We start from the raw sequence: 24,202 nt of genomic DNA on the forward strand, positions 1-24,202 counted from the left end.
CAGAAGCTGAAACGCCCAACCCTAGCCTACTTGCTAGTTGAGACCACCAATGATAGTGGGATCGGGGACAGTACAGCCTGCGTGACGGAGTTTGAGCTTGGTCCCGTAGGGCATCCGCTCGACCGCACAGCGATAGGCATGCTCGGCGACTACCAGATACTTCGCGCTCTTGACCGTGAAGTCAACTTTCAGACGCCCGACCATCCTGTGCGTGAAACGATCGATACTGCATGAATTCAGATGTTTTGCCGTGCAACGAATCCAGATCGCGGCATTGTTGGCCTTGTCGGCGACGATACTGGGCTGTGACTCTGCCCAGTTATTCTCCGCCCTATCGATGCACTCTTCCCCTTGCGTCTGACCGTGGGAGAGCCCCACGTCAGCGGCAGCCTCACTGGCGCCGACGGTAAGACCGGCACTTACTTCCGTCGTGTCAAGGTTATGCTCGTAGCACGCCCCTGCTCGCATCTCCATGGCCTTGGTCTTCTTGTCGTCGATCTCGTACGCCTTCCTCAACGCCTTGAGCAGATTCTTGGTGAACGTCTTCTTCGGATTCCAGTCCGCAGAGTTTCCAGGGAAGACGTAGAGCCAATTCTCAAAGCGCTGGGCAGACCAGGACTTGAGCGGATCTTCTTCGGCGTCAGCGTCCCAAGGATTCCACGTGGATACGACGGATGATTGAAAGTACCAATTCTTCCGGCCGAGGCTTTGGATTATCTCGCAGTAGTTCTGCCGCGTAGTCAGCGTACAGCGCTTATTTGATTTTCCGGCCGAAGGAAGAGGAAGCGGTCCCGTTCCACCGTTTCCACCGCCAGGCACTTCTTCTGAGACTCCACACACACGCTGCACAGAGCCATCGGGGTCGACGAAACCTGCACACGAGTCGATGCTGTCCGTCGGATCCAAGAATGCCGGAAGAGGAACCTGGATCTCGGCCATGTTCCCACACCGGTCGAAAACATGGATGGAGATAGTCGAATCGCTTGGCGTCACCGTTCCAGATGGACGCACAACGGCTGCACTGGCCCCATCTGGTGTGGTGAGCGTCCAATCACGCTTCACCGTCGTAAAGACGCGGGCGGTTCCATTCGCACCAGCCTGGACAACGGGGCTGATCAGAGTGACAGTCGAGTTGGTCCGTGACTCCCCGGCTCGCTGCATCGCTTCGCGCTGCTCGACCAGTACGGCGTTGAGCAGAGACAGTTTCGCCGTATTCGGCGCGCTGGGCGTCACACCCGACGCCTCCCATATCGTCCCAGCCTGGCCCTCCAGTACAGCGTCCTGCGCCTGGTAGTAGGCCTTGACCCGGTCGATATACTCCTGCGCCCCAGGTTCTTCGGCAGCAGCCCTAGTCGGCGGCTGCTCCCCGTCCAAGAACGGGATACACGGGTTGGTCGCGTCCTTGACCGGCGGTGGCGGCACGGCCTTCGGGGTGACCGTCGTCGCCTCCCAGTCGCTCTGCCCGAATGCGGTCTTGGCGCGCACCTTCACTGTGTGGGCTTCGCCGTTCGTCAGCCCAGTGATCGCCACGTACGGGTCCTTGACCACCAGGGTCTTAACCACGGAGCCAGCACTGTTGGCCACCTCGACGTCATAGCCGTCCAGCATCGCCATGCTGCCATTTTCCAGGGGCAGGCCCCAACTGGCGATCGCACTGGCATCGCCTGCCTGCGCAGCGAGATTGAGCACCTTGCTCGGCGGCTTCGCAGGCAGGTAAGTGAGCGCCAGCGACGGCTGCTCAACCGCTGCCGCCTCGCCGAAGGTGATGACCTCGTCTTTATTGGAGGTGAGCATCAGCCACCGGAAAGCATCGTCACCAATGTCCGCCTTAGGATCGCCGATCGGCAGCGAGAAGTTGCCGCTGGTGTCGGCATCGTTCGGCAGATCCGACCCTTTGCTTTCGCTGTTGACTGGCGTCTTCAACGGCGTCGCTGTGATGACATTATCCGTTGGACAGGGGGCTCCCGCGCAGGTGGCGGAGCCGAGCTTGAGGATGCCTTCGGAGATGGCCGCCCCGTCCGGCAACTCATCGAGCTTAAACCCGATCACTGCTGCCGTTTTGTCGACTCCGGTGCCGCCGACCCGCATGGCAGTGGCGTCCTCCACAGTGCAAGGTGCGCCATTGCATGCGGTGGGATCCGTCTTAGCTGCCTTGATGACGAAGCTGTCCTTGCCCAGTGTCAGGGTCTTGACGTTTTCCACCGGATCCGGTGGTGGCGTGCCGGGGGTTGTAAAGGAGATCGGGGCGGTCTTGGAGGTGCAGATCTCGTCGCCTGCTGTTTCGCCGTTGGCGCAGGCGACCATTTGCCACTTGTAGGTGGTGCCTGGTTGGACCGTGTTGGTGGGGATTTGGAAGGAGGCGCGTTCGCCGCCGTTGACGGTTCGGGTGCCGAGTGGTGCAGCGCCGATGGGTGTGCCGTTGTTGTCGTAGAGGTAGTACTTAGCGGTGACTGGGCCGCCGGAGGGGCGGTTGACCATGCCTGACAAGATCGGCTGGGTGGGGTCGTCCATACCGGTTTCGGTGTCTGTCGGGAGCATCGGCGCATCCGAGGTGATGCGGTAGGCCGGGCTCTCGTTGCAGGAGGGCGGAGTGACTCCAGTTCGGCAGGCTTTGACCACGAACTTGAAGCTGGCCGGGTTGTCCAAGGTGAATACCTTGTCCAGTGTCTGGCCAGAGGGGATGTTGTTGTGGGTGGTGGTGCCGGGCACGCCGACCATGGCGCGGATCTCATCGCCGGTCAGTACGCGCTGGTAGGCGTGGACGTCGTCGATGGCGCCGTCGAAGGTCGCGTTCTCGGCGAAGATCTTGCCGCGGCCGATCTCGAAGGCTCCGCCGGCGTTCCAGGTGACGGTGTGGTCGCGTTCGGCGGCCAGTTCCCCGTCCACATACAGGCGCATCTTGTGGGCGCTTGCGTCGTATTGCGCCGCGAGATGTTGCCATTGGCCGGGTTTGGCCAGGGTCTTGGGTTGGATGGGGACCGGTCGGATGGTGGTGGCGCTGTCGACGTCCATCAGGGTGAGGGTCCAGCGCTGATCCAGTTCGGCCGCGTCCGAGGTGAGGTAGCCCAGGCTGAAGGCGGGCGTGTTGGTGCCCATCTGCGACAAGACGGCCTGATCGGTGCTGGTGGAGTCAAGACGCACCCATGCCGTGACCGTATAGCTCTGGTCGGTGTTGAGAACCGGCTTGCCCGTGCTGGCCAGGCCGCCGGGGGACAGCTTGACGGCCTGTCCGAGCTGCCCGGGGACGCGGCTGTAGGTGCCGGTGAGTGTGGAGTTGAAGCCGTTGCCTGAGGAGTCGGCGGCGCTGGTGCCAGAGGTCTCATCCAGCTTCCACAGGGCTGCTTCGCCCATGGGGAGTTGGGCGGCCGGGGGTGCCATGGTGGAGTCGTTGACTGTGACGGTGTAGTCCAGGTTGGCGGTTTCCGGGACGCTGGACTTGTAGGTGACCTTGACGTTGGTGCTGCGCGCGATCGCGTCGTTACCGGTCATGGAGTCGATGGACTCGGCGGTGACCGTGGGGATCTCCGGCGGCAGCACCCAGTCCACGCTCAGCTTGGGAACCCGGGCTCCGCCCCACAGCTGGGCCCAGAACGAATAGTCCTCGCCGAAGTCCTTGGGGACCGGAAGCTCGTCACCCAGGCGAAGCTGCACTCCGTGGTTGGCGGTGCCGGAGGCCCAGGCGCTGGTGATCGCGGTGAGGTCCCAGCTCCAGATGGCGCCGTCCGTCCTGACCTGGGCGCAGGGGTCCAGTGAAGAACGTCCCTCAGCGGTGGCAGCCGGCTGGTTTCCCCAGAACGTGTCGTCGGCCACCCACGGCTCGGTGATCCGGAACGCGCTGACCGCCTGCAGGGTGCCACACGTGGTGGCGTTGCCGTTCAAAGACAGTTGCATGGTGGCCTTGACCACTTGCCGCCCGGTGATGGGAGCGGTGTCAAAGGCCAGCAGCGCTCGGGTCGCCTGCTCGTTGGGGTAGGTACAGGTCGCGGTCGTCGGGCAGTTCTTGTAGTTGGACCGGGAGACCAGACCTGGCCCCTTCTGGTACACGGGGGATTTGACCGACACCTCCTGCGTCACGCCCAGCGTGGTGGTGGGGTCCACCGTCACCGGGTACTGCGTCGCCGGATCAGCCAGCCACTTCGGGTCCGGCTTCAGCACCAGCACGGTGCCGCCGTCCTCCCTCTTCACCTCCGTGGCGACCTTGGCCTCCCGGCCCGGCCGCTGGGCATCGGCCTTGGCCGCCGCCGCATCCCACATGCGCGGAGCGGGCACGGTGGCCACCTTCTTGCCCTTGGCGCCCGACAGGGTAAGCATGCCGGACTTCGTCTCACGCAGCGTGAGCCCCGGTGCTTGCACCGGAATGCGGTACTCCACCGGCCCGGTCGGCCGTTCGCGCAGCACGACATCGTGCCGGAACCCGGTCGGCAACGCCGTCACCACCAGGTCCGCCGACGGTCCGGCCGCGCCGACGTAGGTGGCGACGTTGCCCTTGACCTGAGGCTTCGGCAACGCGGTCGGCCAGGACAGGGCGAAGGTGCCCTCGCGGCCCAGCCGCATACTCGCGAACGGGCCCGGGCCCCCTGCCGACACCTGCAGGCCGCCCTTGGCCAGGCGTGGCTTCAGTACGCCGTTCTTTTCCTCGAGTGTGCTGTCGATCCACGCCCATGAACCGTCGGCTTGCCGTAACTGGGCGGGACCGTTATATGACTGGGTGGATAAATGACCGTCCGGATACGCCCACGTACGAGAGGTTTCGGTGAAAGCCGCCTGGACGGCTACCGCTTTGTTCTGCTTCTTGGCCTCCTCAATGGCGGCCCGTAAGGAAGCATCGGGATCCTCGGGGCGGGGAAAGGTGGTCACAGTGGGAGCGGACGGAGTTGTGGCTGGCGCCGGGTCAGCCTGTGCTGGGCCTGATACACCTGCTACCAGCAGCGATGCTGCCACCGTAAGCGCCGTCGCCAGAGCGAGGTGTCGGCGAGACGGCCAGTCCCGTCCCGCCGTGCTGACTAACTTGTTCACTAACACCCTCTATCTGTTGTACGTTGAAATGATAAGACCATTACCTTGACCGGAAATCGCCGAACAAGGTAAGAAGAGTCACCGTAGCCGCACGCGGCTGACCGTAAAACTTGGTCTGGGAGAGCAGATGTATCTGCTCAAACAGACCTAAAGTTGTTGATCAGCGTTTTCGAAATCGGTGAGCGCTCTACCCCGTCTGCGACACGACCGGGCCACACTTACTCGACTTCGGCGTATGGAACATCCCCCGAATTGAATAGGCGACGGCGAGAGCGTTGCAGGTCGGCGTGCATGTCAGCGATGAGGACAGTGGTCCTCCTGACATACCAGGTGTAGGCTCCGCGTCGCTGCGTGCCCTGGTCGCGTGGGTGCTGAGCGTGCAGGGCGTGCAGTGTGCTCTGCCGTCCGAGGCATAGATGCGTTGGGTCGTGCGACGTGTTCTGTTTAGCTGGTGCTTTGATTCCGTCCTCCCTTCGTGATGTCCACGCGGAAGGATAAACAGACGCCTCTAGATTCGGTCTACATTACGGCTCTGCTAAAGGTGACTAAAGGCAACGCCGAGCACCTGACGGCCGACAAAGCTGCCGCGAACGCTGAACCTTTCGTCCCTCTACGGGATGCGCGAGGTGGTCGAGTTCGATGAGCGGCAACTCGAGGAGGAACGGGCTGCGCTGCACGAGGCTCGCGATTACGCTGTCATACGCGGTGAAGGCGTTCCCGCAGTCATCGCGGGAACGCCTCCACACCAGCGGCTTCACTCCAGCGCGTTCGCTGGCGCCGTCACATCAGCGGCTTCACACCAGCAGTCCGAACCCCTTGATCGCGCGCGCATAGTGCCCACTCAGCTCGTTGTCGATGCGATCCGACGCGTCCTCGGTGAGTAGGCCGGGCTCGGTGCCGTGGGCGCCCCCATAGGAGACGAGGGTCTCCAGGCGCGCGCACGCGGACTGGCGGATCTCCGGAACGCTCGCCCCACGCAGTGCCGCCGCCTGTACCGGAGCCAGGAAGCGGCCACCGCGCACCAGCTCGGCCAGTTCGGCCAACTCCACTTCCGTGGCGACGCCGTGCGCCCGCGCGAGCCGTTGCCGCGCCGCACCACTACTGCCGCTGCGTACCAGCCTGATCAACGTCCACTCCAGGAGCAGCACCGGGAGGCCGAGGACCTTGCCCAAGCCCCGGCCGATCGACCCCATGCCCTCATACGTACCGGCCGGAGTGGCGAACGAGCCCAACGTGGCACCGATCCGCGTGTGCGCCTCCTCGCGCCGGGGCGCCGACTCGCCCTGCAGCAGCGACTCGCGCCACACGGCCAGAGTGGAGAGCGCGCCGCCGACGATCAACCCGTCGTCGCGCGCCTCGGCGTAGGTTCCGGCCAGCAACACCACACGTTGCCTGGCTGACAGGACAAGCCACAGGGGAAGGCCGATCACAAGCACCCGACGGCGTCGTCCCACGCGCATGTACGCACTCGCCACGGTGAGATCCCTGATCGCCACAGTCGCTGGCGGCTCCACGCCCACCGCCTGTGCCACCCGTTCCGCGACACCGTACAGCTCAGAGGCCGAAGTGCGGGCCAGCGACTCGGCGTCGGCGGGCAGGCGACGTGATCGTGGCAACAGCAGCACGCCGACACCCGCCACGACCAAGCCCACGAGCCAGAAGACCAGGAAGTTGGAGTTCGCGTAGATGATCCAGCAACCTATGACGACGAACGCGAGGGTGAGCGCGTGGACCACGAGCGACAGGAGCAGGGCCGCTATTCTTAAGAGCGTATCCATTCAAAGAGCTCCCATATCGTTCCAGGTCGATTCGGACCGCGAGAACGCGGAGTATGTCAAGGTGAGCCAGCTGCGGCAGCCGCAGCCCTGCCGCGATGGCCGCGGGCTGATTCCGTGCACGTGCAGCTGCTCGGCGCAAGCGTTCCACGAGCCGGCGCCGTAGAGGAAGACGCCGAGCGTGCGAACCAGCTCCGACTGGTGCCTTCGGTCGTAGTCGAGTAGCGGCGGCAGCAACCGGCTCGCGAAGGAGCGGCGCACATCCCCCGGCACTGTGGCCGGCAGCAGCGCGTGGGTGTAGATCTCATCGCTGGTCACCACTCCCCCGCAGGGGCCTCGGCCAGGCGCCTGGCGTGCCCCACCTCCACGCCGCCATTGAGACGCGACCCAGGAGATCACCCAGCGGGTCACCCTCGGAAGGACCGAGCCGGGATGACCCACTTACCTAGGACCGGGGTTCCGGCCCCGAACCGTCGTCGAAAAGGTCGTCGATGTGCGTGGCTTCGAGAGCGCGCCGCAGCCAGACCCCCAGGAGGTCGAGGTCGGTGCAGGTGACGATCCGCATATGCCGGTCGGGGGGAATATCGATGCCGCGGAAGCGCAGGACGGTGAACACAGAGGCCACCTTTTCCCTGACGCGGCCTTGTGCATCGCCTATTCTCCAGCCTTCTTGCCAGCCTTCTGCTCGGCCTTCTTCTCGGCCTTCTTCTCGGCCTGCGACCGCACCCTTGCGGTACAGGTTCTGGGCCCAGGGGCTGTGCTCGGGAACGTAGGTCGTCACGGTCTCCTCCAGAAGCCGGCGGGCCTGCGGCGCGGCCATGTCGATAGTTTGACTTCCTCCCCGGCGTGAACGCTGGGGACTGCCCCACGTCGCCGTGAGGTTCTTACTGCTTCTGCTACGCCGCCTGCGCGTTGTAGGTTGCGGGTGGTGCCAGGGTCGGAGTTGCCTCGCCTGGTCTTACCTGCCCTCCACAGTCGTTTATGCCGTGTCCAGCCAGCCCGGCGGCCACGGTGGAACCCGATGAACCGATGATGCGCATGCCTTCGGTCAGGATGTTGATCGCTGCGGCGATGTCACGGTCGTGATGCTCTCCGCAGGAGGGACAGTCCCACTCCCGTACCTCGAGCGGGAGTTTGCCGTTCTGCCGGCCGCAGCACGGGCACAGCTGTGACGACGGGAAGAACCGTCCGATCTTCACCAGGGTCCGGCCGTGGCGGGCGGCCTTGCCCTCCAGCAGCCGGGTGAAGGCGCCCCAGCTCACCTCGTGCACCGCCTTGGCCAGCCGGCTGCGCGCCAGCCCCTGCACCTGCAGCGTCTCGATGCATACCGTTTGGTTCTCACGGATGATCGACGTGCTGGTCTGGTGCAGGAAGTCACGGCGGGCGTCGGCGACCTTGGCGTGCTGGCGGGCCACCCTCAGCCGGGCCCGCTCCCGGTTCTTCGATCCCTTCTGCTTGCGCGACAATCCACGCTGCAGGCGGGCGAGTTTCTTCTCCCGCCGGCGCAGCCACTTGGGGTTGGCGATCTTCTCTCCGGTGGACAGGATCGCGTAATGGGTCAGCCCGAGATCGATCCCGACCTCGGTATCGAGTTCGGGCAGGCGGTTTACGGTGTCGGGGACGTCGATGACGAACGAGGCGAAGTAGCGGCCCGCCGCATCCTTGATCACTGTCACGCTGGACGGCGCCGCGGGCAGCTGGCGCGACCAGCGCACCTCCACCTGCCCGATCTTCGCCAGATACAGCCGCCCGTCGCCGGTCAGGGCGAAGGCGTTGGCGTTGAACCGTGCCGCCTGGCGGTGATCGTGCCGGGATTTCAACACCGGCAGCCCCATCTTCGGGCCCTTGCGCCTGCCCGCCACCGAGTCGAAGAAGTTCTTGTAGGCGGTGTTGAGGTCGCGGACCGACTGCTGCAGCACCACCGAGGACACCTCGGCCAGCCACGCCCGCTCCGGGGTCTTCTTGGCCTGGGTCAGCACCAGGCGCTGGATGGCGGCGTCGCCGATGTAGGGCAGCCCCATCTTACGGGCGACTTTGCGGGCGGCGAGCGCGTCGTTCCACACCACCCGGGCGCAGCCGAACGTTTTGGCCAGCATCTGGCGCTGGCCTGGGTCGGGGTAGAGCCGGTAGTTGTAGCGTAGCTTCACCTTCGACCACCCTCCGCCCTTGATCCACTACAATCCGCAACTCGAACACATTATCAGTTGGTCCATGGCCCGGGAAGCGGAATGCCGACGCGGACGCCACGTCGTATCGGCGATGCATGGTCATCTGGTCTTCGTGACCAAGTACCGGCGGCGGTGTGTTCGACGAGGAGATGCTCCGCAGGTGTGAGGACATCATGATCGAAGTGTGCGACAGTTTCGAGGCCGAACTGCGCGAGTTCAACGGCGCCGACGACCACGTTCACCTGCTCATGCACTACCCACACAAGGTCGCCATCAGCAAACCCGCAGGTCTCCTGGCCCGACCCACAACGGGCCGTCGGTCGGCAATTTAATCCCACCGACCTCCCACAGCAGCCGTATCGGCAGGTCGAGATGGTCGCGGACAAGTCGAAGGAGGGCGTCGTGCCGGGAGGAGGGCATACACGGAACGTTATCACTCGATCACGCATCCGGATGTCTTTCGCCGAACTGTAGTGCGATCACCGAGGCAGGCCCGTGTCCCGCAGGGCCAGGAAGAAGTCCACGCGGTCCGCCATGGTGGACAGGTTTCTTCCGGTCAGCTCCTCGATCCGGCGGATCCGGTAGCGCACCGTGTTCACGTGCACGTGCAACTGCTCCGCGCAGGCGTTCCAGGAGCCGGCGCAGTCGAGGAAGACCCCCAGCGTCCGCACCAGCTCCGACTGGTGCCTGCGGTCGTAGTCCAGCAGCGGCGACAACAACCGGGCCGCGAAGGAGCGGCGCACGTCCCCCGGCACCGTGGCCAGCAGCAGCGCGTGCGTGTAGATCTCGTCGCTGGTCACCACTCCTCCGGCGCGGGCCTCGGCCAGGCGCCTGGCGTGCCCGGCCTCCTCGACGCCGCCCTTGAGCGCGGCGGCCCCGGTCAGGGCGCCGCTCAGCCCCACGCAGAGGCGGGTGTCGGGCAGGGCGGCCAGCACCTCAGCGCCGGCGCGCAGCCGATCGGCCAGCTCGGCGGGGGTGCGCTCGCGCAGCGGCACCACGGCGACCGCGCCGTCCGCGCCCGCCGCCGCGACGACCTCGCGGCCCAGCAGCTCCTCCACGATCTGGCCGCCCAGCGTGGCGGGGTCGGGCCCGCGGGTGGCGCCGGGCCTCGGCGCGGTGGCGTTCACGATCGTGTACGGCTCCGCCGCGCCGATCCCGCACGTCCGCAGCCTGGCGTTGAGCTCGGCCACGTCCGACTCGGCCAGCGCGGCCACGACGAGCTGCTCGGTCAGGCGGCGCTCGACCCTGCGGCCCTCCTCCATACGGCTGCGTTCGAGGCCCACGCAGGCCGCCAGCTCGTAGCCCAGGTCGGCCTGGCCGATCAGGTCGCCGTCGCAGGCCAGGGCCCAGCCGGCGGCCCGGTGGCCGCGCCCGACCGCGAAGATCGTGTGGTTGCCGACGTGCGCGGGCAGCCGCGGCGCCGTGAGGTACGCCTTCGCCAGCCGTACCGGATCCTCGGCCGCGCCCACGATCACCTCGCCCGAGGCGGACAGGACGGCGCCGGTGACGCCCAGTTCGGCGGCGGTCAGCTGGAACAGCTCGCGCAGGTCGGCGCCCTCGGCGATGGCCGCGACCAGCCTGCGGTGGCGGCCGAGCGCGTCGCGCACGTCGCCGGACAGCCGCGGCACGACCAGCTCCGCCAGCGTGCGGAACGACACCTCCGTCGGCACCTCGACCAGCGGCAGTCCGGCGGCCTCGCACGCGGCCACCAGGTCGGCCGGGACGTGGCCGAGCCACGCCTGACCGGCGCCGAGCGCGGCAACCCCCGACTCGACCAGGGCCGACACGAACCTGACCGAGTCCTCTGGCGCGTGCCACCACATCAGGCCGGACAGCACCAGCTCGCCGCCGGCCAGGTAGCGCCCGGGCTCCGGCAGGTCCGTGATGTGCACGGTGTGGAACTCGCGTGCGGGGTCGCCGGCGAGCAGGACCAGGCGCAGGTCCTCGATGGCCAGCAGGTCAGAGATACGCACTTGGAGGAATATACAAGGCCGTGGGGCGAACCGCTGACCGGGATTTCACCCGGCGCGCATAGGCGGCGGCAAGGCCGCGGTGCTCTACTCGAAGGATGACGGAGACGGCGTACACCACCCTGCACAGCGCCGAAGAGGGGGTCGGCGCGAGCGCGCGGCGGCCCGACGCGACGCTGAAGGTGACCGGCGAATTCGCCTACGCCTCCGACCTGTGGCTGGACGGCATGGTGTGGGGCGCGACGCTGCGCAGCCCGCATCCGTCGGCGTGGATCCGCTCGATCGACGTGGGTCCCGCGCTGAAGATCCCGGGCGTGCTGACCGTGCTGACGCACGAGGACGTGCCGGGCGCGAAGTTCTACGGGCTGGAGCACAAGGACCAGCCGGTGCTGGCCATCGACCAGGTCCGCTATCAGGGCGAGCCGGTGGCGCTGGTGGCCGCGGACCATCCGGAGACGGCCCGCAGGGCGGCCGATGCGATCGTGGTCGAGTACGAGGTCCGCCAGGCCGTCACCGACCCCCGCGAGTCCAAGGAGATCGTCCGCCACCAGCCGGTGCGCCGGGGCGACACGTTCGAGGCCGAGGTCGTCGTCACCGGCGAGTACGAGGTCGGCATGCAGGACCAGGCCTTCCTCGGCCCCGAGTCGGGCCTGGCGGTCCCGGCCGAGGACGGCGGCGTCGACCTCTACATCGCCACCCAGTGGCTGCATGTGGACCGCGACCAGCTCGCCCCCTGCCTCGGGCTGCCCGCGGACAAGGTGCGGCTGACGCTGTCGGGCGTCGGCGGCGCGTTCGGCGCCCGTGAGGATCTGTCGATGCAGGTGCACGCCTGCATGCTGGCGCTGCGGCTGAACCGGCCCGTCAAGATCGTGTACGGCCGTGAGGAGTCGTTCTTCGGCCACGTGCACCGCCACCCCGCCTGGATGCGCTACGAGCACGGCGCGACCCGCGACGGCAAGCTGGTCTACGTCAAGGCCGACATCCTGCTGGACGGCGGCGCGTACTGCTCCTCCTCCCTCGCCGTGATCGGCAACGCCGCCTCGCTCGGCGTGGGCCCGTACGAGGTGGAGAACGTGCGGGTGGACGCCACCGGCGTCTACACCAACAACCCGCCGTGCGGCGCGATGCGGGGCTTCGGCGCGGTGCAGGCGTGCTTCGCGTACGAGTCGCAGATGGACAGGCTGGCCGAGGCCTGCGGCCTGTCGCCGGTCGAGATCCGGGTGCGCAACGCCGTCTCCCAGGGTTCCCACCTCATCACCGGCCAGGTGATCGACTCCCCCGCCCCGCTCGCGGAGATGCTGCGCGAGCTGGAGGCGATGCCGCTGCCCGCCGCGACTGAGGAGGACCTGCGGTCCATGCCGGGCGGCGTCTCGCAGACCACGCACGGCGAGTCCGTGCGCCGCGGCGTCGGCTACGGCGTCGGCATCAAGAACATCTGCTTCTCCGAGGGCTTCGACGACTACTCCACGGCCAGGGTGCGCGCCGAGCTGATCGGCGGCGAGCCGCACGTCACCGTGCACACGGCGGCCGCCGAGGTCGGCCAGGGCCTGGTGACGGTCCAGGCCCAGATCGCCCGTACCGAGCTGGGCATCGCGAACGTGACCGTGGCCACGGCCGACACCTCGGTCGGCTCGGCCGGTTCCTCGTCGGCCTCGCGCCAGTCGTACGTGACCGGCGGCGCGGTGAAGGCCGCCTGCGAGGCCGTACGGGAACGTTTCAACGGCCTGTCTCCGGAGGAGGCGCTCGAGAAGTTCGGGCCGATCGAGGAGACGCGCGAGTACCGGCACCGCCCGACCTACCCGCTGGACCCGCGCACCGGCCAGGGCGACTCGCACACGCAGCTCGCCCTGTGCGTGCACCGGGCCGTCGTGGACGTGGACGTGGAGCTGGGCCTGGTCAAGGTGGTCGAGCTGGCGGCCGTCCAGGACGTGGGCCGGATCCTGAACCCGCAGGCCCTGGAGGGCCAGATCCAGGGCGGCTCGGCGCAGGGGCTCGGCCTCGCGCTCATGGAGGAGATCCAGATCCGCGACGGCCGGGTGCTGAACCCGTCGTTCACCGACTACCTCATCCCCACCATCCTCGACATGCCGCCGATGCGGATGCAGATCCTGGAGAACGCGGATCCGGCGGCGCCGTACGGACTGCGCGGCGCGGGCGAGCCGCCGACCCTCTCCTCCACCCCCGCCATCGCTGCCGCGGTACGCGCGGCGACCGGGCTGCGGTTGACTCGCGTTCCGATTAGGCCGGAAGATATCGCGTTGTTCAACGGACGTTCGACAATGGGGGTATCCGATGGCAGACGCGCGTGAAGCGGCCGAGGCCGAGTTCAGGCGGTTCGACACCGACGGCGACGGCCTGCTGACCGCCGCCGAGATTCGCCAGGCGAACGAGGCGCTGGGCGGGCTGGGCGCCTCCGAGAGCGAGATCGAGGCGTTCATCAAGGCCGCCGACAGCGACGGCGACGGGACGGTCGGGCTCGAGGAGTTCGTCGGCCTGGTGGGCCACGGGCGCCACGAGAGGGCGTGATCTCGTCCCCCGCCGGGTAACTAGCCAGAGTTCCCCCTGATCATCAGAAGGGGGACGGCGGGTGCTCGATCGATTCTTCGAGCTCACCGGGCGGGGGACCACCGTCGGCCGCGAGGTGCGTGGCGGGCTGACCACGTTCGTGGCGATGGCCTACATCATCCTGCTCAACCCGATCATCCTGGCCGGCGCGAGGGACGTCACGGGCGCCCGGCTCTCCATCGCCCAGCTGACCACCTCCACCGCGCTGGCCGCGGCCGTCTCCACCCTGCTGATGGCCTTCATCGGCAACGCCCCGTTCGGCCTGGCCGCCGGGCTCGGGCTCAACGCGGTCGTCGCCTACCAGGCCGCGCCCTACATGACCTGGGCCCAGGCCATGGGCCTGGTGGTGCTCGAGGGCTTTGTCATCATCGTGCTGGCCGTGACAGGGCTGCGCACGCTCATCATGAACGCGATCCCGCTGGCGCTCAAACACGCCATCAGCGTGGGGATCGGGCTGTTCATCGCGCTGATCGGCCTGGTGGACGCCGGGTTCGTGGCGCGGGGCACGGGCACGCCCGTGCAACTCGGCGCCACGGGCCACCTCACGGGCTGGCCGGTCGTGGTGTTCTCCTTCGGCCTGCTCCTGATGATCGTCCTGTACGTGCGCAGGACCCCGGCCGCCATCCTGATCAGCATCATCGTGACGGCCGCCCTGGCGATCCTGGTCAACTCGCTGGCCAGGGTCCCGCGCGGGTCGTGGGGCGTGGTCACGCCCCGCGTGCCGGAGCGCCTGATCTCGGCGCCGGACTTCGGGCTCGTCGGCGCGTTCGACCTGTTCGGCGGGTTCGGCAGGGCGGGGGCGCTGACGGCGACCGTGGTGCTGTTCACGCTGGTGCTTTCGGGGTTCTTCGACGCGATGGGCACGATCATCGGCGTGAGCGACGAGGCCGGGCTCGTGGACGAACGGGGGCAGGTGCCCCGGCTGGGCCGGGTCCTGACCGTGGACGGCGTGGCGGGCATGGTGGGCGGCTCGGTGAGCTCCTCGGCGAACACCGTCTTCGTCGAGTCGGCCGCCGGCGTCGGCGAGGGCGCGCGCACCGGCCTGGCCAGCGTGGTGACCGGGGCGCTGCTGGGTCTGACGCTGCTGTTCACGCCGCTGGCCGCGGTGGTGCCCGCCGCCGCTGCCGCGCCCGCGCTGGTGCTGGTCGGGGCGCTGATGATGATGCAGAGCAAGAACGTGCCCTGGGGCGAGCTGGACCTGGCCGTGCCGGCGTTCCTGACGATCGCGCTGATGCCGTTCACGTACTCGATCACGAACGGGGTGGGCGCGGGCGTGATCGCCTACACCCTCGTCAAGGCGGCCAGGGGGCGCGTCTCCGAGATTCCGTGGCTGCTCTGGATCGTCTCGCTGATCTTCCTGGCCTACTTCGCGATCGACTGGCTGGAGCAGCTGTTCGGCGGCCGTTAGCGGAGGTCGCCGCTGTTGCAGGCCACGCCGTTGCGGTCGACGTCCGCGTACCAGGAGTACTCCTCGTGCGTGCCCTTGGTGTAGGGGCCGTCTCCGGCGGCCACGGCCTCCTTGCAGCTCGCGTACCGCTTGTCCGGGGTGCGCCTGGTGCCCGACGCCGGGTTCGTGGCGGTGGGGTTGCTGCCGACGGGGTTCGTGGCGCCCGGGTTGGTAGTGCCGGGGTTCGTGGTGCCGGGGTTCGTGGTGCCGGGGTTGGTGGTGCCGGGGTTGGTGCTCTGCTGGTTGCCGGTCTGCGGCGGGGTGGTGCCGGACGGCTGGGAGGGCGCTCCCGTGGCGGCGGGGCCGGTCGGCGCCGGGCTCGTCGGGGCGGTGTCCTGGCTCGACTGGGTGCCCAGCAGGCGGGCCACCAGGGCGTCGGCCTCCTCTTTCTCGAACCCCGCGATGCTCATGCTGTCGCCGTCCATGTACTGGGTGACGATGGGCGCGGCCAGCACGACCTTGGGCGCGTCCGGCTGCGCGGGCGCCAGCACGATGGCGACCTGCCGCTGATCGGGCACCAGCTCGTCGATGAGTTGCACGAGGCGCTCCTTGTACTTCGGGGCGACCGCGATGCGCACGGAGTATTGCCCGTCCTTCTCGCGCACCGGCTCGACCCGCTGCACGAGGTCGACCGTGACGCCGTCCTCCAGGAGGTAGCAGGTGGTCTGCTGCTCGTCGAGCACGGCCTTCTCATTGGGGCACGGCGCGGCCTTGGCCTGCCGGACGGGGGCGAAGTGGATGGGCACGGCCAGCTGCTGCGCCGGCGCGTTGCCTAAGAGGGGCGTGTCGGGATTTCTGGTCATCAGAACGGCGATCGTGCCGAGCACGCCCGCGACCAGCACGACGAGGACGAGCGAGACGATCAACACGATGGTGGTGAGTCTGCTCGCCTTCGGCTCCCCCGGCTCCGCGGTCGGCGGCTCTTCCGGCTTGTCCATCGATGACGATCCCATCCTGACGTTCGGACTGCCGGTGAGCCTATCGAGGACCGGCGGCACCGGGGTAATCAGCCGAATAATCCTCACCTATCCGTGAGATGGAGGAAGAATGGAGGTGTACAAACACCTCGCCGAGAAGAGTTCGCTCATGAAGGTCGGTGTTCCGCAAGAGCTCAAGAACAACGAATATCGGGTGGCGCTCACCCCGGCCGGAGCGCACGAGTTCGTGCGCCACGGCCACCAGGTTTTCGTGGAGCAGGGCGCGGGTCTCGGCTCCTCGATCCCCGACGCCGACTTCGCCGCGGTGGGGGCCGTCATGGTCCCGGACGCCGACGAAGTCTGGGGGGCCGGCGACCTGGTCATGAAGGTGAAGGAGCCGGTGCCGGAGGAGTACCACCGGCTGCGCAAGGGGCAGGTGCTGTTCACGTACCTGCATCTGGCCGCCTCCCGGACGTGCACGCAGGCGCTGCTCGACTCGGGCTGCACCGCGATCGCCTACGAGACCGTCCAGACGCCGAACCGCGCGCTGCCGCTGCTCGCGCCCATGTCCGAGGTGGCGGGGCGGCTGGCGCCGCAGGTGGGCGCGTACCACCTGATGCGCTCGCAGGGCGGCAGGGGCGTGCTCATGGGCGGCGTGTCCGGCGTGCGCGCGGCCAACGTCGTGGTCATCGGGGCCGGCGTGTCCGGCATGAACGCCGCCGCCATCGCCCTCGGCATGCAGGCCGAGGTGCTGCTGCTCGACAACAACATCGACAAGCTGCGCCAGGCCGACATGATCTACCAGGGCCACTGCCAGACCGTCGCCTCCAACACGCTGGAGATCGAGCGCGCGGTGCTGGAGGCCGACCTGGTCATCGGCGCGGTCCTGGTGCCCGGCGCCAAGGCGCCCGAGCTGGTGAGCAACGAACTGGTGAGCCGGATGAAGCCGGGCTCGGTGCTGGTGGACATCTCGATCGACCAGGGCGGCTGCTTCGAGGACTCCCGCCCGACCACGCACGCCGAGCCGACGTACCAGGTGCACGAGTCGATCTTCTACTGCGTGGCCAACATGCCCGGCGCCGTGCCGCACACCTCGACGTTCGCCCTGACGAACGTGACGCTCCCGTACGCGCTGGCCATCGCCGACCTCGGCTGGCAGCGGGCCCTGCGCGAGGACCGGGCGCTCGCGCTCGGCCTGAGCACCAACGAGGGCCGCCTGACCAGCCGCCCGGTGGCCGAGGCGCACAGGCTGGAGTGGACGCCGCCGGAGCGCGTCCTCTCCCCCTGAGCCGCCCACTACCCGTCCCCCAAAGGACCTCAGCCGAAGTACGGAGGGGACGGGCGTGAGACGGGCAGAGTCTACTTCTGCGACTGGGTGGGCGACGGCGAGATGGTCTCCGTCGGCGCCTGCTGGTTGCCCTTGGGCTCCGGCGGCAGCGGCGCCTGGTCGGCCGTCGTGGTGATGGCGTCGTCGCCGCCGCACGTGGCGCCGAGCTCCGGCGTGTCAGGCCCGTTCTGGAACTTCTTGATGAACGCGGACAGCTTGGGGTCGGCCGGATCGTTCAGCTTGAGCTGGTGCCCCCACGACGACACGACCACCGGCGACGGCAGGCCGGGGTACGGGCTGACCAGCATGTAGTCCTGCTGCCCCGTGGACGTCGCCACTTCCTTCAGCTTGTCGACCTGCGCCTTGGGCAGGTCGGGCCGGTAGGTGATCCAGACGGCGCCGTGCTCGAGCGAGTGCACCGCGTGCTCGCTGTGGATGGGCTTGTCGTAGATCGAGCACATCTGCCAGTAGTTGTTGTGCTCGCCACCGACCGGCGGCGTCTCCTTGTACTTGACCGCGTTCCACACGTGCTGCCCGCCCTCGTACTTGGAGTTGGCCACGGCGTCCAGCGAGGTCTCGCGGGCCTGCTTGATCAGGTAGAAGCCCACCAGGCCGACGAGCACCACGATGATCAGGCCGCCGGCTCCCCACATGAGCAGCGCGGCGCGGCGTTGTTTGCGCTTCTGCTCGGCCCGCATCTTGGCCAGATGCTCGCGCCTCGCCTGCGCCTTCTCCTTTGTCATCGTTCCTCCATCGGCGTCCCAACTCCGGTCACCCTATTGCCTTCCGGGGTATGCCGAGAATAAGAGCCTTATAAGCGTCTGATCACAGCGCCTTCCGCCGGTGGGTACGCTGGACAGGTCATGGAAAAGCCCGCAAGTAACCCCATCCTGATCGTCTGCGGCGTGCTCGTGCTTGCCGTGGCCGCGTTCCTGTTGTTCGGCCGCGACGGCACGCCCGGCGACACCTCGCCCGAGGCCGGCTTCGCCCGCGACATGGCCACGCATCACGCGCAGGCCGTCGACATGGCCTTCACAATCAGGGACAAGGGCCCGGCCAAGGAGATCAGAAACCTGGCCTTCGACATCATCTACACCCAGGCTAACCAGCGCGGCATGTTCCTGGGCTGGTTGCAGCAGTGGGGGTTGACCCAGGCCACCGACCAGAAGGCGATGGCCTGGATGAGCGGCCACGGCCACGGCGGCACCGCCTCGGCGACGCCCGGCGTCATGCCCGGCATGGCCACGCCCGAGCAGCTGACCCAGCTGAAGGAGGCGCAGGGCAAGCAGGCCGAGGTGCTGTTCCTGCAGCTGATGATCCGCCACCACGAGGGCGGCGTGCAGATGGCCGAGGGGCTGCTCAAGCTGTCCACCCGTCCCGAGGTGGTCAGCATGGCGCAGAAGATCGTCCAGGGGCAGAGCGGGGAGATCAAGCTCATGACGGAGTTGCTGAAGCAGCGCGGCGCGCAGCCGTATCCGTCGATACTCAAACCCCAATGAGGGACGATGGACGCCGACGCGATCGTGGTGGGGTCCGGGCCCAACGGGCTCGTCGCCGCCGTCACGCTCGCGCGCGCCGGGCGCAGGGTGCTGCTGCTGGAGGCGGCCGACGGCTTCGGCGGCGGGCTGCGGTCCCGTGAGCTGACGTTGCCCGGGCGGGTGCACGACGTGGGCGCGACCGTGATGGCGATGGCGCTGGCGTCCCCGGCCATCCGTGGGCTGGAGCTCAAGGGCGTGGAGTTCGTTCATCCCCCGGTGGCCGCGGCCCATCCGCTCGACGACCGTCCCGCCGTGCTCGTGCACCGTGACGCCCGGCGCACGGCCGAGGGCCTCGGACGGGACGCGCGGGCCTGGCTGGCGACCGCCGGGGCGGCGGCGCGGGCGGGGTTCCCGCTGGTGGAGCTGCTCCTCAAGCCGCTGGGCCCGTGGGAGGCCGGTCTGCGGACGTTCGTGGAGGGTGCCAGGTTCGGGCTGGCGGCGGCGTTGTCCGCCACGACGTTCGCCCGGCGGGCGTTCAGGACCGTGGAGGCGCGGGCGCTGATCGCGGGCATGGCCGCGCATTCGGTGCGCGACCTGCGCGCGCCGATCACCGCCGGGTACGGGCTGATGCTGGCGTCCCTGGCCCATCTGGTGGGCTGGCCGCTGGCGCGGGGCGGGTCGCAGATGCTGGCCGACGCGCTGGTGGCCGAGCTCAGGTCGCTGGGCGGGGAGGCGGTCACCGGTCACCGCGTGCGCCACCTGGCCGAGCTGTCCGCGCCGATCGTGGTGCTGGACGTGTCGCCCCGGCACCTCCTCGCCATGGCGGACCTTCCGGCGGGCTACCGCAGGCGGCTCTCGCGCTTCCGGTACGGTCCCGGCGTCTTCAAGATGGACTGGGCGCTGGACGGGCCGGTGCCGTGGCGGGACCCCGCGGTGGCGGGCGCGGGCACGGTGCACCTCGGCGGGACGCTGGAGGAGATCGCGCTGAGCGAGGCGGAGATGGCCGCGGGCCGGCACTCGCCCCGGCCGTACGTGCTGGCGGTCCAGCCGTACGCGGCGGATCCGACGCGGGGCGGCCACACGCTGTGGGCGTACTGCCACGTGCCCAGCGGCTCGACCGTGGACATGACGGACGCCATCGAGACCCAGATCGAGCGGTACGCGCCGGGCTTCCGCGACCGGGTCCTGGCCCGGCACGTGATGTTCCCCGCAGACCTGGAGGCCGCCAACCCCAACCTGGTCGGCGGCGACATCACCGGGGGCCTCATGAGCCTGGTCCAGTTCCTGCGCCGCCCCGTCTGGTCACCCGCCCCTTGGCGCACCCCGCTGCCGGGGGTGTTCCTGTGCTCGGCCTCCACTCCCCCCGGCCCTTCCGTGCACGGGATGGGTGGCTGGCAGGCGGCCCGCCTCGCCCTCCGCACGTCGTCCTTGAAGCGGTGACCGTGCGGAAGGCAGGCCGGGGTCAGGCGTGGGCGGCGCGCATTTCCTCGGCGAGGGCGGCGGCGAACGCGTCCACGTCCGCCTCCGTCGTGTCGAACGCGCACATCCACCGCACCTCCCCCGTGGCCTCGTTCCACGTGTAGAAGCGGAACCGCTTCGCGAGCCGCTCGGTCACGTCCCGGGGCAGCACCGCGAAGACGGCGTTCGCCTCCGCCGGCCGCGACAGCGAGACTCCGGGGACGGCGCTCACCGCCTCGGCCAGCCGCCGCCCCATGGCGTTGGCCTGGCGGGCGTTGCGCAGCCAGAGATCACCCGACAGCAGCGCCTCGAACTGCGCCGACACGAACCGCATCTTCGACGACAGCTGCATGAACGTCTTGCGGATGTAGTCGACGCCCCTGGCCGCGGCGGGGTTGAGGACGACGACCGCCTCGCCGTACAGCATCCCGATCTTGGTGCCGCCGAACGAGAGCACGTCCACCCCCACATCCGTGCTGAGGGCACGCAGCGGCACGTCCAGGGCGGCGGCGGCGTTGGTGAGGCGGGAGCCGTCGAGGTGGACGAGGAGCCCCAGGTCATGGGCGTGGGAGCAGATCGCCGCGAGCTCGTCGGCCGTGTAGAGGGTGCCCCACTCGGTGGTGTTGGAGACGGACACCACGCGCGGCTGCGCCCGGTGCACGTCGCCGAACCCCCACGCCTGCCGGTCGATCAGCTCCGGGGTGAGCTTGCCGTCGGGCGTGGGGACGGTGAGCAGCTTGATGCCGCCCGCCACCTCGGGCGCCCCGCCCTCGTCGGTGTTGATGTGGGCGCTCTCGGCGCAGATGACCGCCTCCCAGTGGGCGGTCATCGAACGCAGCGAGACCACGTTCGCGGCCGTGCCGTTGAAGACCGGCCAGGCCTCCGCCTGCTCGCCGAAGTGCTTCTTGAAGACGTCCCGCATCGCCTCGGTGTAGACGTCCTCGCCGTAGGAGATCTGGTGGCCGCCGTTGGCGGCGGCTATGGCCTGGAGGATCTCGGGGTGCACCCCGGCGTAGTTGTCGCTGGCGAACGCCTTGAGCCGGGGGTCGTGCCGGTGAGTCACGTAGTGAGGTCCAATCTGGTGCCGTTGATCTCGGTGGCGGGTCGGTCGTAGAGGGCGCCGATGGCCGCCGCCAGGTCGTGTACGTCGGTGAAGCCGGAAAACTTCGCCTCGGGCTTGGCGGCCCGCATGGCGTCGTTCACCAGGGCCTTCACGACCAGGACGACCGCCGCGCCGCCGGTGCCGGACAGGGCGTCGGCCAGCGAGAGCGTCCATGCCTCCGCCGCCGCCTTGGCCGCACCGTAGACGGCGCCGCCGGCGGAGGGCCGCTCGGCCGCCTTGGCCGAGACGATCACGAAGCGGCCGTTGTCGCTGCGCCGCAGCAGCGGCTCGAAGGCCAGCGACACGTGCTGGAGCGTGCGGATCAGCAGGTCGTGCAGGAGGTCCCAGTCGTCGAGGCTGGTCTCGGCGAACGAGCCGGACCCGCGCCACCCGCCGACCAGGTGCACCACGCCGTCCACGCGGCCGTGCTCGCGCCCGATCCGGTCCGCCAGGTCCTGTACGGCGGCGCGGTCGAGCAGGTCGACGTCCGCCTTGTCGACACCGATCACAGTGTCACCGTTTTTCCGGAAATATCCGCAAACGGCCTCACCTGTCGGCCCACCAGCTCCGGTCACCAGAATGATCATGCGCGCAGTCCCTTAGTCGATTCGACCACATCCGTCAGCTTACGGCGCAGCGCCTCGTAGAACATGCTGAGGGGGAACTCGTCCGGCAGCACCGCGTCCACCTTGGCCTTCTGCTCCTCCGGCAGCGCCTCGACCCCCTTGGCCCAGGTCGAGCCGGGGTGCGGCGCCACGTACGCGCTCACCAGCTCGTACGCCGCCAGCCAGTGCGCCACCTTGGACCGGTCGATGCTGTCGCGATAGAGCTTCTCGACCTCACCGCGCAGATCGGCGACGCCGTCCGCGACCCGCTCCCAGTCGATCGTGAGCCGGTTGTCCGTCCACCGCACGATGTCGTTGCGGTGCAGGTAGGCGAAGAGCAGCTGCCCGCCGAGCCCGTCGTAGTTCCGCACCCGCTCCCCGGTGATCGGGAACCTGAACAGCCGGTCGAACAGGATCGCCACCTGCACGTACCGCGCGTGCGGCACGCCGCGCTGCGCCAGCTGCACCGCCTCCCCGAACGCGGTCAGGTCGCAGCGCAGCTCCTCAAGCGAGTACAGCCAGTACGGCATCCGCTGCTTGATCATGAACGGGTCGAACGGCAGGTCGCCGTGGCTGTGGGTGCGGTCGTGGACCAGGTCCCACAGCACGAACGTGTCCTGCGCGAGCCGTTGCGAGGCCAGCAGCCTGGCGGCGTCCGGCGGCAGGTCCAGCTTGAGCGTGTCGGCGGCCGCCTGCGACACCCGCCGGAACCTGGCGGCCTCGCGGTCGGCGAAGATCCCGCCCCAGGTGAAGCGGGCCGGCGCCTGCCGCACCGCGACAGTCTCGGGGAACAGCACGGCGGAGTGGGTGTCGTAGCCCGAGGTGAAGTCCTCGAACGCGATCGGCACGAACATCGGGTTGTCGTAGCCGCCCGCCTCGAGCTCGGCCAGCCAGTCCGGCCAGATCGTCCGGATCCAGACGGCTTCGAGGTTGCGGTTGGGGTTGCCGTTCTGGGTGTACATGGGGAACACCACAACGTGCTCCAGGCCGTCCTCGCGCTGGGTGTCGGGGTGGAAGAGGTCGAGCGAGCCGAGGAAGTCGGGCACGCCGAGGTCCTGCGCGGCCCACTGCGCCAGGTCGTCCTGAACGGCCTGGAGGTACGCGGCGTCATGCGGGAAATATGGCGAGATTTCGCCTACCCGCGCCCCGATCTCGGCCACCAGTGCCTTGGCCCGCTCCTTCTCCTCCGGCACGGAGCCGTCCTTGACCTGGAGCGGCCTGAGCTCCTCGACGGCCGCCTTGAGCCGGGCGAACAGGGCCGCCTTGGCCTCGTCGCGGCCCCCGGCGGCGCCGCCGGCGTCAGGGACGCGGGCGGCCCAGGTGACCACGTTGCCCCAGAGGCGGCGGTGGTCGTAGTCCTCGATGGAGTCGTCACCGAAGAGGTCGGAGTCGGCGAACACGACCACGCGGCCCCGCCCGTGCCGGACCGCGACGGCCAGCGGCGCGCCCGCGGGGTCCGCGGTCGGCGAGGAGGCGAACAGCACCTCGGCCGCACCCGTGACGGCGAGGACGCCGGTGCGGTAGAAGCAGGCCGAGCGGACGCCGGCGAGCAGGCCGGAGCTGGTGGCGGGCTCGGCGAGCACCCAGGTGGCCACGTCCCGGTGCGCGTGCTTCGGGTCGCGCACGGTCGCGTGCTCCACGCCCACGCCGAAGCGGGCGAGCAGCTCGCGCAGGTTGTTGCCGTACTTGTCCTGCTCCTCCTCGGCCAGCACCACCAGACCGCCGCCCGCGGAGACGAAGGACTCGATCGCGTCCAGCTCGGCGGCGGTGAAGACGGGGCTGCCCTGGCCGATGGTGCGTTCCCAGCGCTCTCCCGACGGGTGCGCGATCACCAGGACGTCCTGCTCCGCCAGGACCTCGGGCGTGAGCGCGCCGGACGTGCGGGCGGTGACCGTGTGCCCCAGGTGCCGCAGCAGTCCGGCCGCGCGCGCGTAACTGTTGTCGTCGGGGTGAGCGGGGTTGATGGCCTCCGCCACCTCGCGGCGGACGGTCCACGACTCGCTGTGAGCCTCGTCGAACAGCACCCGAGGGAACGCTTGCATGAAAATCTCCTGTATCTACCGCCTTATGCAGAAAAATATACACATAACCATGGGCGCTCCCGTCAATCCCTCGCGGTTCCCGGCTGGACGACGCCGGTCTCGTACGCGAACACCACGGCCTGCGCCCGGTCGCGCAGGGAGAGCTTCATCAGCACCCGCGCCACGTGCGTCTTGACCGTGGCCTCCCCCACGTACAGCTCCCTCAGGCCCTTGGAGGCCTTCCCGCGCGGTCCTTCACCTCCCGTCAAAGCGCGGGAGCACTGACCCGCACCTCGGTAGACGCCGGGTGCCCGCCTTGGACACCCGGACCAAGCCGCACACAAGTGAGTCAC

General features: G+C 68.6%; 17 protein-coding genes and 2 pseudogenes. 7 read left to right on the forward strand and 12 right to left on the reverse strand.

Features of this window, described 5'->3' with window-relative positions:
* Nucleotides 1-33: 33 nt before the first annotated feature.
* The 5 genes from ABN273_RS09160 to ABN273_RS09180 form a co-directional block, all read right to left on the reverse strand.
* A complete protein-coding gene (locus tag ABN273_RS09160) occupies nt 34-4,857 on the reverse strand; it encodes a LamG-like jellyroll fold domain-containing protein (protein ID WP_349448220.1) in 4,824 nt (1,607 codons plus the stop codon).
* Nucleotides 4,858-5,810: 953 nt separating this feature from the next.
* Entirely contained in the window at nt 5,811-6,794 is a 984-nt protein-coding gene (locus ABN273_RS09165) for a M48 family metalloprotease (protein ID WP_349448221.1), read from the reverse strand.
* Nucleotides 6,795-7,109 carry a PucR family transcriptional regulator gene (locus ABN273_RS09170; RefSeq protein WP_349448222.1) on the reverse strand — a complete coding sequence of 105 codons (315 nt, stop codon included), beginning with the start codon at nt 7,107-7,109 and terminating at the stop codon, nt 6,795-6,797.
* A 127-nt stretch (nt 7,110-7,236) separates the two neighbouring features.
* Nucleotides 7,237-7,611 carry a hypothetical protein gene (locus ABN273_RS09175; protein ID WP_349448223.1) on the reverse strand — a complete coding sequence of 125 codons (375 nt, stop codon included), beginning with the start codon at nt 7,609-7,611 and terminating at the stop codon, nt 7,237-7,239.
* Between the two features lie 76 nt (nt 7,612-7,687).
* On the reverse strand, nt 7,688-8,938 hold the full coding sequence (locus tag ABN273_RS09180) for an RNA-guided endonuclease InsQ/TnpB family protein (RefSeq protein WP_349448224.1): 1,251 nt from the start codon (nt 8,936-8,938) through the stop codon (nt 7,688-7,690).
* Nucleotides 8,939-9,002: 64 nt separating this feature from the next.
* Here ABN273_RS09180 and tnpA point away from each other — a divergent pair.
* Nucleotides 9,003-9,237 (forward strand): annotated as a pseudogene (tnpA, locus tag ABN273_RS09185) (IS200/IS605 family transposase); the annotation flags it as partial.
* A 201-nt stretch (nt 9,238-9,438) separates the two neighbouring features.
* Here the strand turns inward: tnpA and ABN273_RS09190 are convergent.
* On the reverse strand, nt 9,439-10,932 hold the full coding sequence (locus ABN273_RS09190) for a PucR family transcriptional regulator (protein WP_349448225.1): 1,494 nt from the start codon (nt 10,930-10,932) through the stop codon (nt 9,439-9,441).
* 95 nt (nt 10,933-11,027) lie between these two features.
* Between ABN273_RS09190 and ABN273_RS09195 the strand changes: the two genes are divergently transcribed.
* The 3 genes from ABN273_RS09195 to ABN273_RS09205 all read left to right on the forward strand — a co-directional run bounded on the left by ABN273_RS09195 (nt 11,028) and on the right by ABN273_RS09205 (nt 14,902).
* Nucleotides 11,028-13,238, forward strand: coding sequence for a xanthine dehydrogenase family protein molybdopterin-binding subunit (locus ABN273_RS09195; RefSeq protein ID WP_349448226.1), 2,211 nt, complete (start codon nt 11,028-11,030; stop codon nt 13,236-13,238).
* Nucleotides 13,222-13,455 carry an EF-hand domain-containing protein gene (locus tag ABN273_RS09200; protein WP_349448227.1) on the forward strand — a complete coding sequence of 78 codons (234 nt, stop codon included), beginning with the start codon at nt 13,222-13,224 and terminating at the stop codon, nt 13,453-13,455. Before ABN273_RS09195 ends, ABN273_RS09200 begins: the two co-directional genes overlap by 17 nt.
* A gap of 61 nt (nt 13,456-13,516) precedes the next feature.
* Nucleotides 13,517-14,902, forward strand: a complete 1,386-nt coding sequence (locus ABN273_RS09205) for an NCS2 family permease (RefSeq protein ID WP_349448228.1) — start codon at nt 13,517-13,519, stop codon at nt 14,900-14,902.
* Here the strand turns inward: ABN273_RS09205 and ABN273_RS09210 are convergent.
* Nucleotides 14,899-15,879, reverse strand: coding sequence for an excalibur calcium-binding domain-containing protein (locus tag ABN273_RS09210; RefSeq protein WP_349448229.1), 981 nt, complete (start codon nt 15,877-15,879; stop codon nt 14,899-14,901). The two genes, ABN273_RS09205 and ABN273_RS09210, sit on opposite strands and share 4 nt — an antisense overlap.
* A 148-nt stretch (nt 15,880-16,027) precedes the next feature.
* On the opposite strand from ABN273_RS09210, the gene ald reads away from it, so the two are divergent.
* Nucleotides 16,028-17,146, forward strand: a complete 1,119-nt coding sequence (gene ald, locus ABN273_RS09215) for an alanine dehydrogenase (RefSeq protein WP_349448264.1) — start codon at nt 16,028-16,030, stop codon at nt 17,144-17,146.
* Between the two features lie 71 nt (nt 17,147-17,217).
* Here ald and ABN273_RS09220 read toward each other — a convergent pair whose 3' ends face one another.
* Nucleotides 17,218-17,928, reverse strand: coding sequence for a thioredoxin-like domain-containing protein (locus ABN273_RS09220; RefSeq protein ID WP_349448230.1), 711 nt, complete (start codon nt 17,926-17,928; stop codon nt 17,218-17,220).
* Between the two features lie 120 nt (nt 17,929-18,048).
* Between ABN273_RS09220 and ABN273_RS09225 the strand changes: the two genes are divergently transcribed.
* Nucleotides 18,049-18,684: a DUF305 domain-containing protein gene (locus tag ABN273_RS09225; protein WP_349448231.1), complete on the forward strand. Its 636-nt coding sequence runs from the start codon at nt 18,049-18,051 to the stop codon at nt 18,682-18,684.
* A gap of 6 nt (nt 18,685-18,690) precedes the next feature.
* On the forward strand, nt 18,691-20,103 hold the full coding sequence (locus tag ABN273_RS09230; RefSeq protein WP_349448232.1) for a phytoene desaturase family protein: 1,413 nt from the start codon (nt 18,691-18,693) through the stop codon (nt 20,101-20,103).
* A 22-nt stretch (nt 20,104-20,125) separates the two neighbouring features.
* Here the strand turns inward: ABN273_RS09230 and ABN273_RS09235 are convergent, their stop codons facing one another.
* From ABN273_RS09235 to ABN273_RS09250, 4 genes and pseudogenes are all read right to left on the reverse strand, one after another.
* Nucleotides 20,126-21,184 (reverse strand): threonine aldolase family protein, encoded by a 1,059-nt coding sequence (locus ABN273_RS09235; protein WP_349448233.1) that lies wholly within the window; start codon nt 21,182-21,184, stop codon nt 20,126-20,128.
* A complete protein-coding gene (locus ABN273_RS09240; protein WP_349448234.1) occupies nt 21,181-21,810 on the reverse strand; it encodes an SDR family NAD(P)-dependent oxidoreductase in 630 nt (209 codons plus the stop codon). Before ABN273_RS09240 ends, ABN273_RS09235 begins: the two co-directional genes overlap by 4 nt.
* Nucleotides 21,807-23,870 carry a DUF6421 family protein gene (locus tag ABN273_RS09245; RefSeq protein WP_349448235.1) on the reverse strand — a complete coding sequence of 688 codons (2,064 nt, stop codon included), beginning with the start codon at nt 23,868-23,870 and terminating at the stop codon, nt 21,807-21,809. The genes ABN273_RS09240 and ABN273_RS09245 overlap by 4 nt, the downstream gene beginning before the upstream one ends.
* Nucleotides 23,871-23,932: 62 nt before the next feature.
* A pseudogene (locus ABN273_RS09250) lies at nt 23,933-24,070 on the reverse strand (LuxR C-terminal-related transcriptional regulator); the annotation flags it as partial.
* Nucleotides 24,071-24,202: the final 132 nt, after the last annotated feature.

Origin of the sequence: Nonomuraea sp. B19D2, assembly GCF_040137845.1 — a bacterium.
GTDB lineage: Bacteria > Actinomycetota > Actinomycetes > Streptosporangiales > Streptosporangiaceae > Nonomuraea.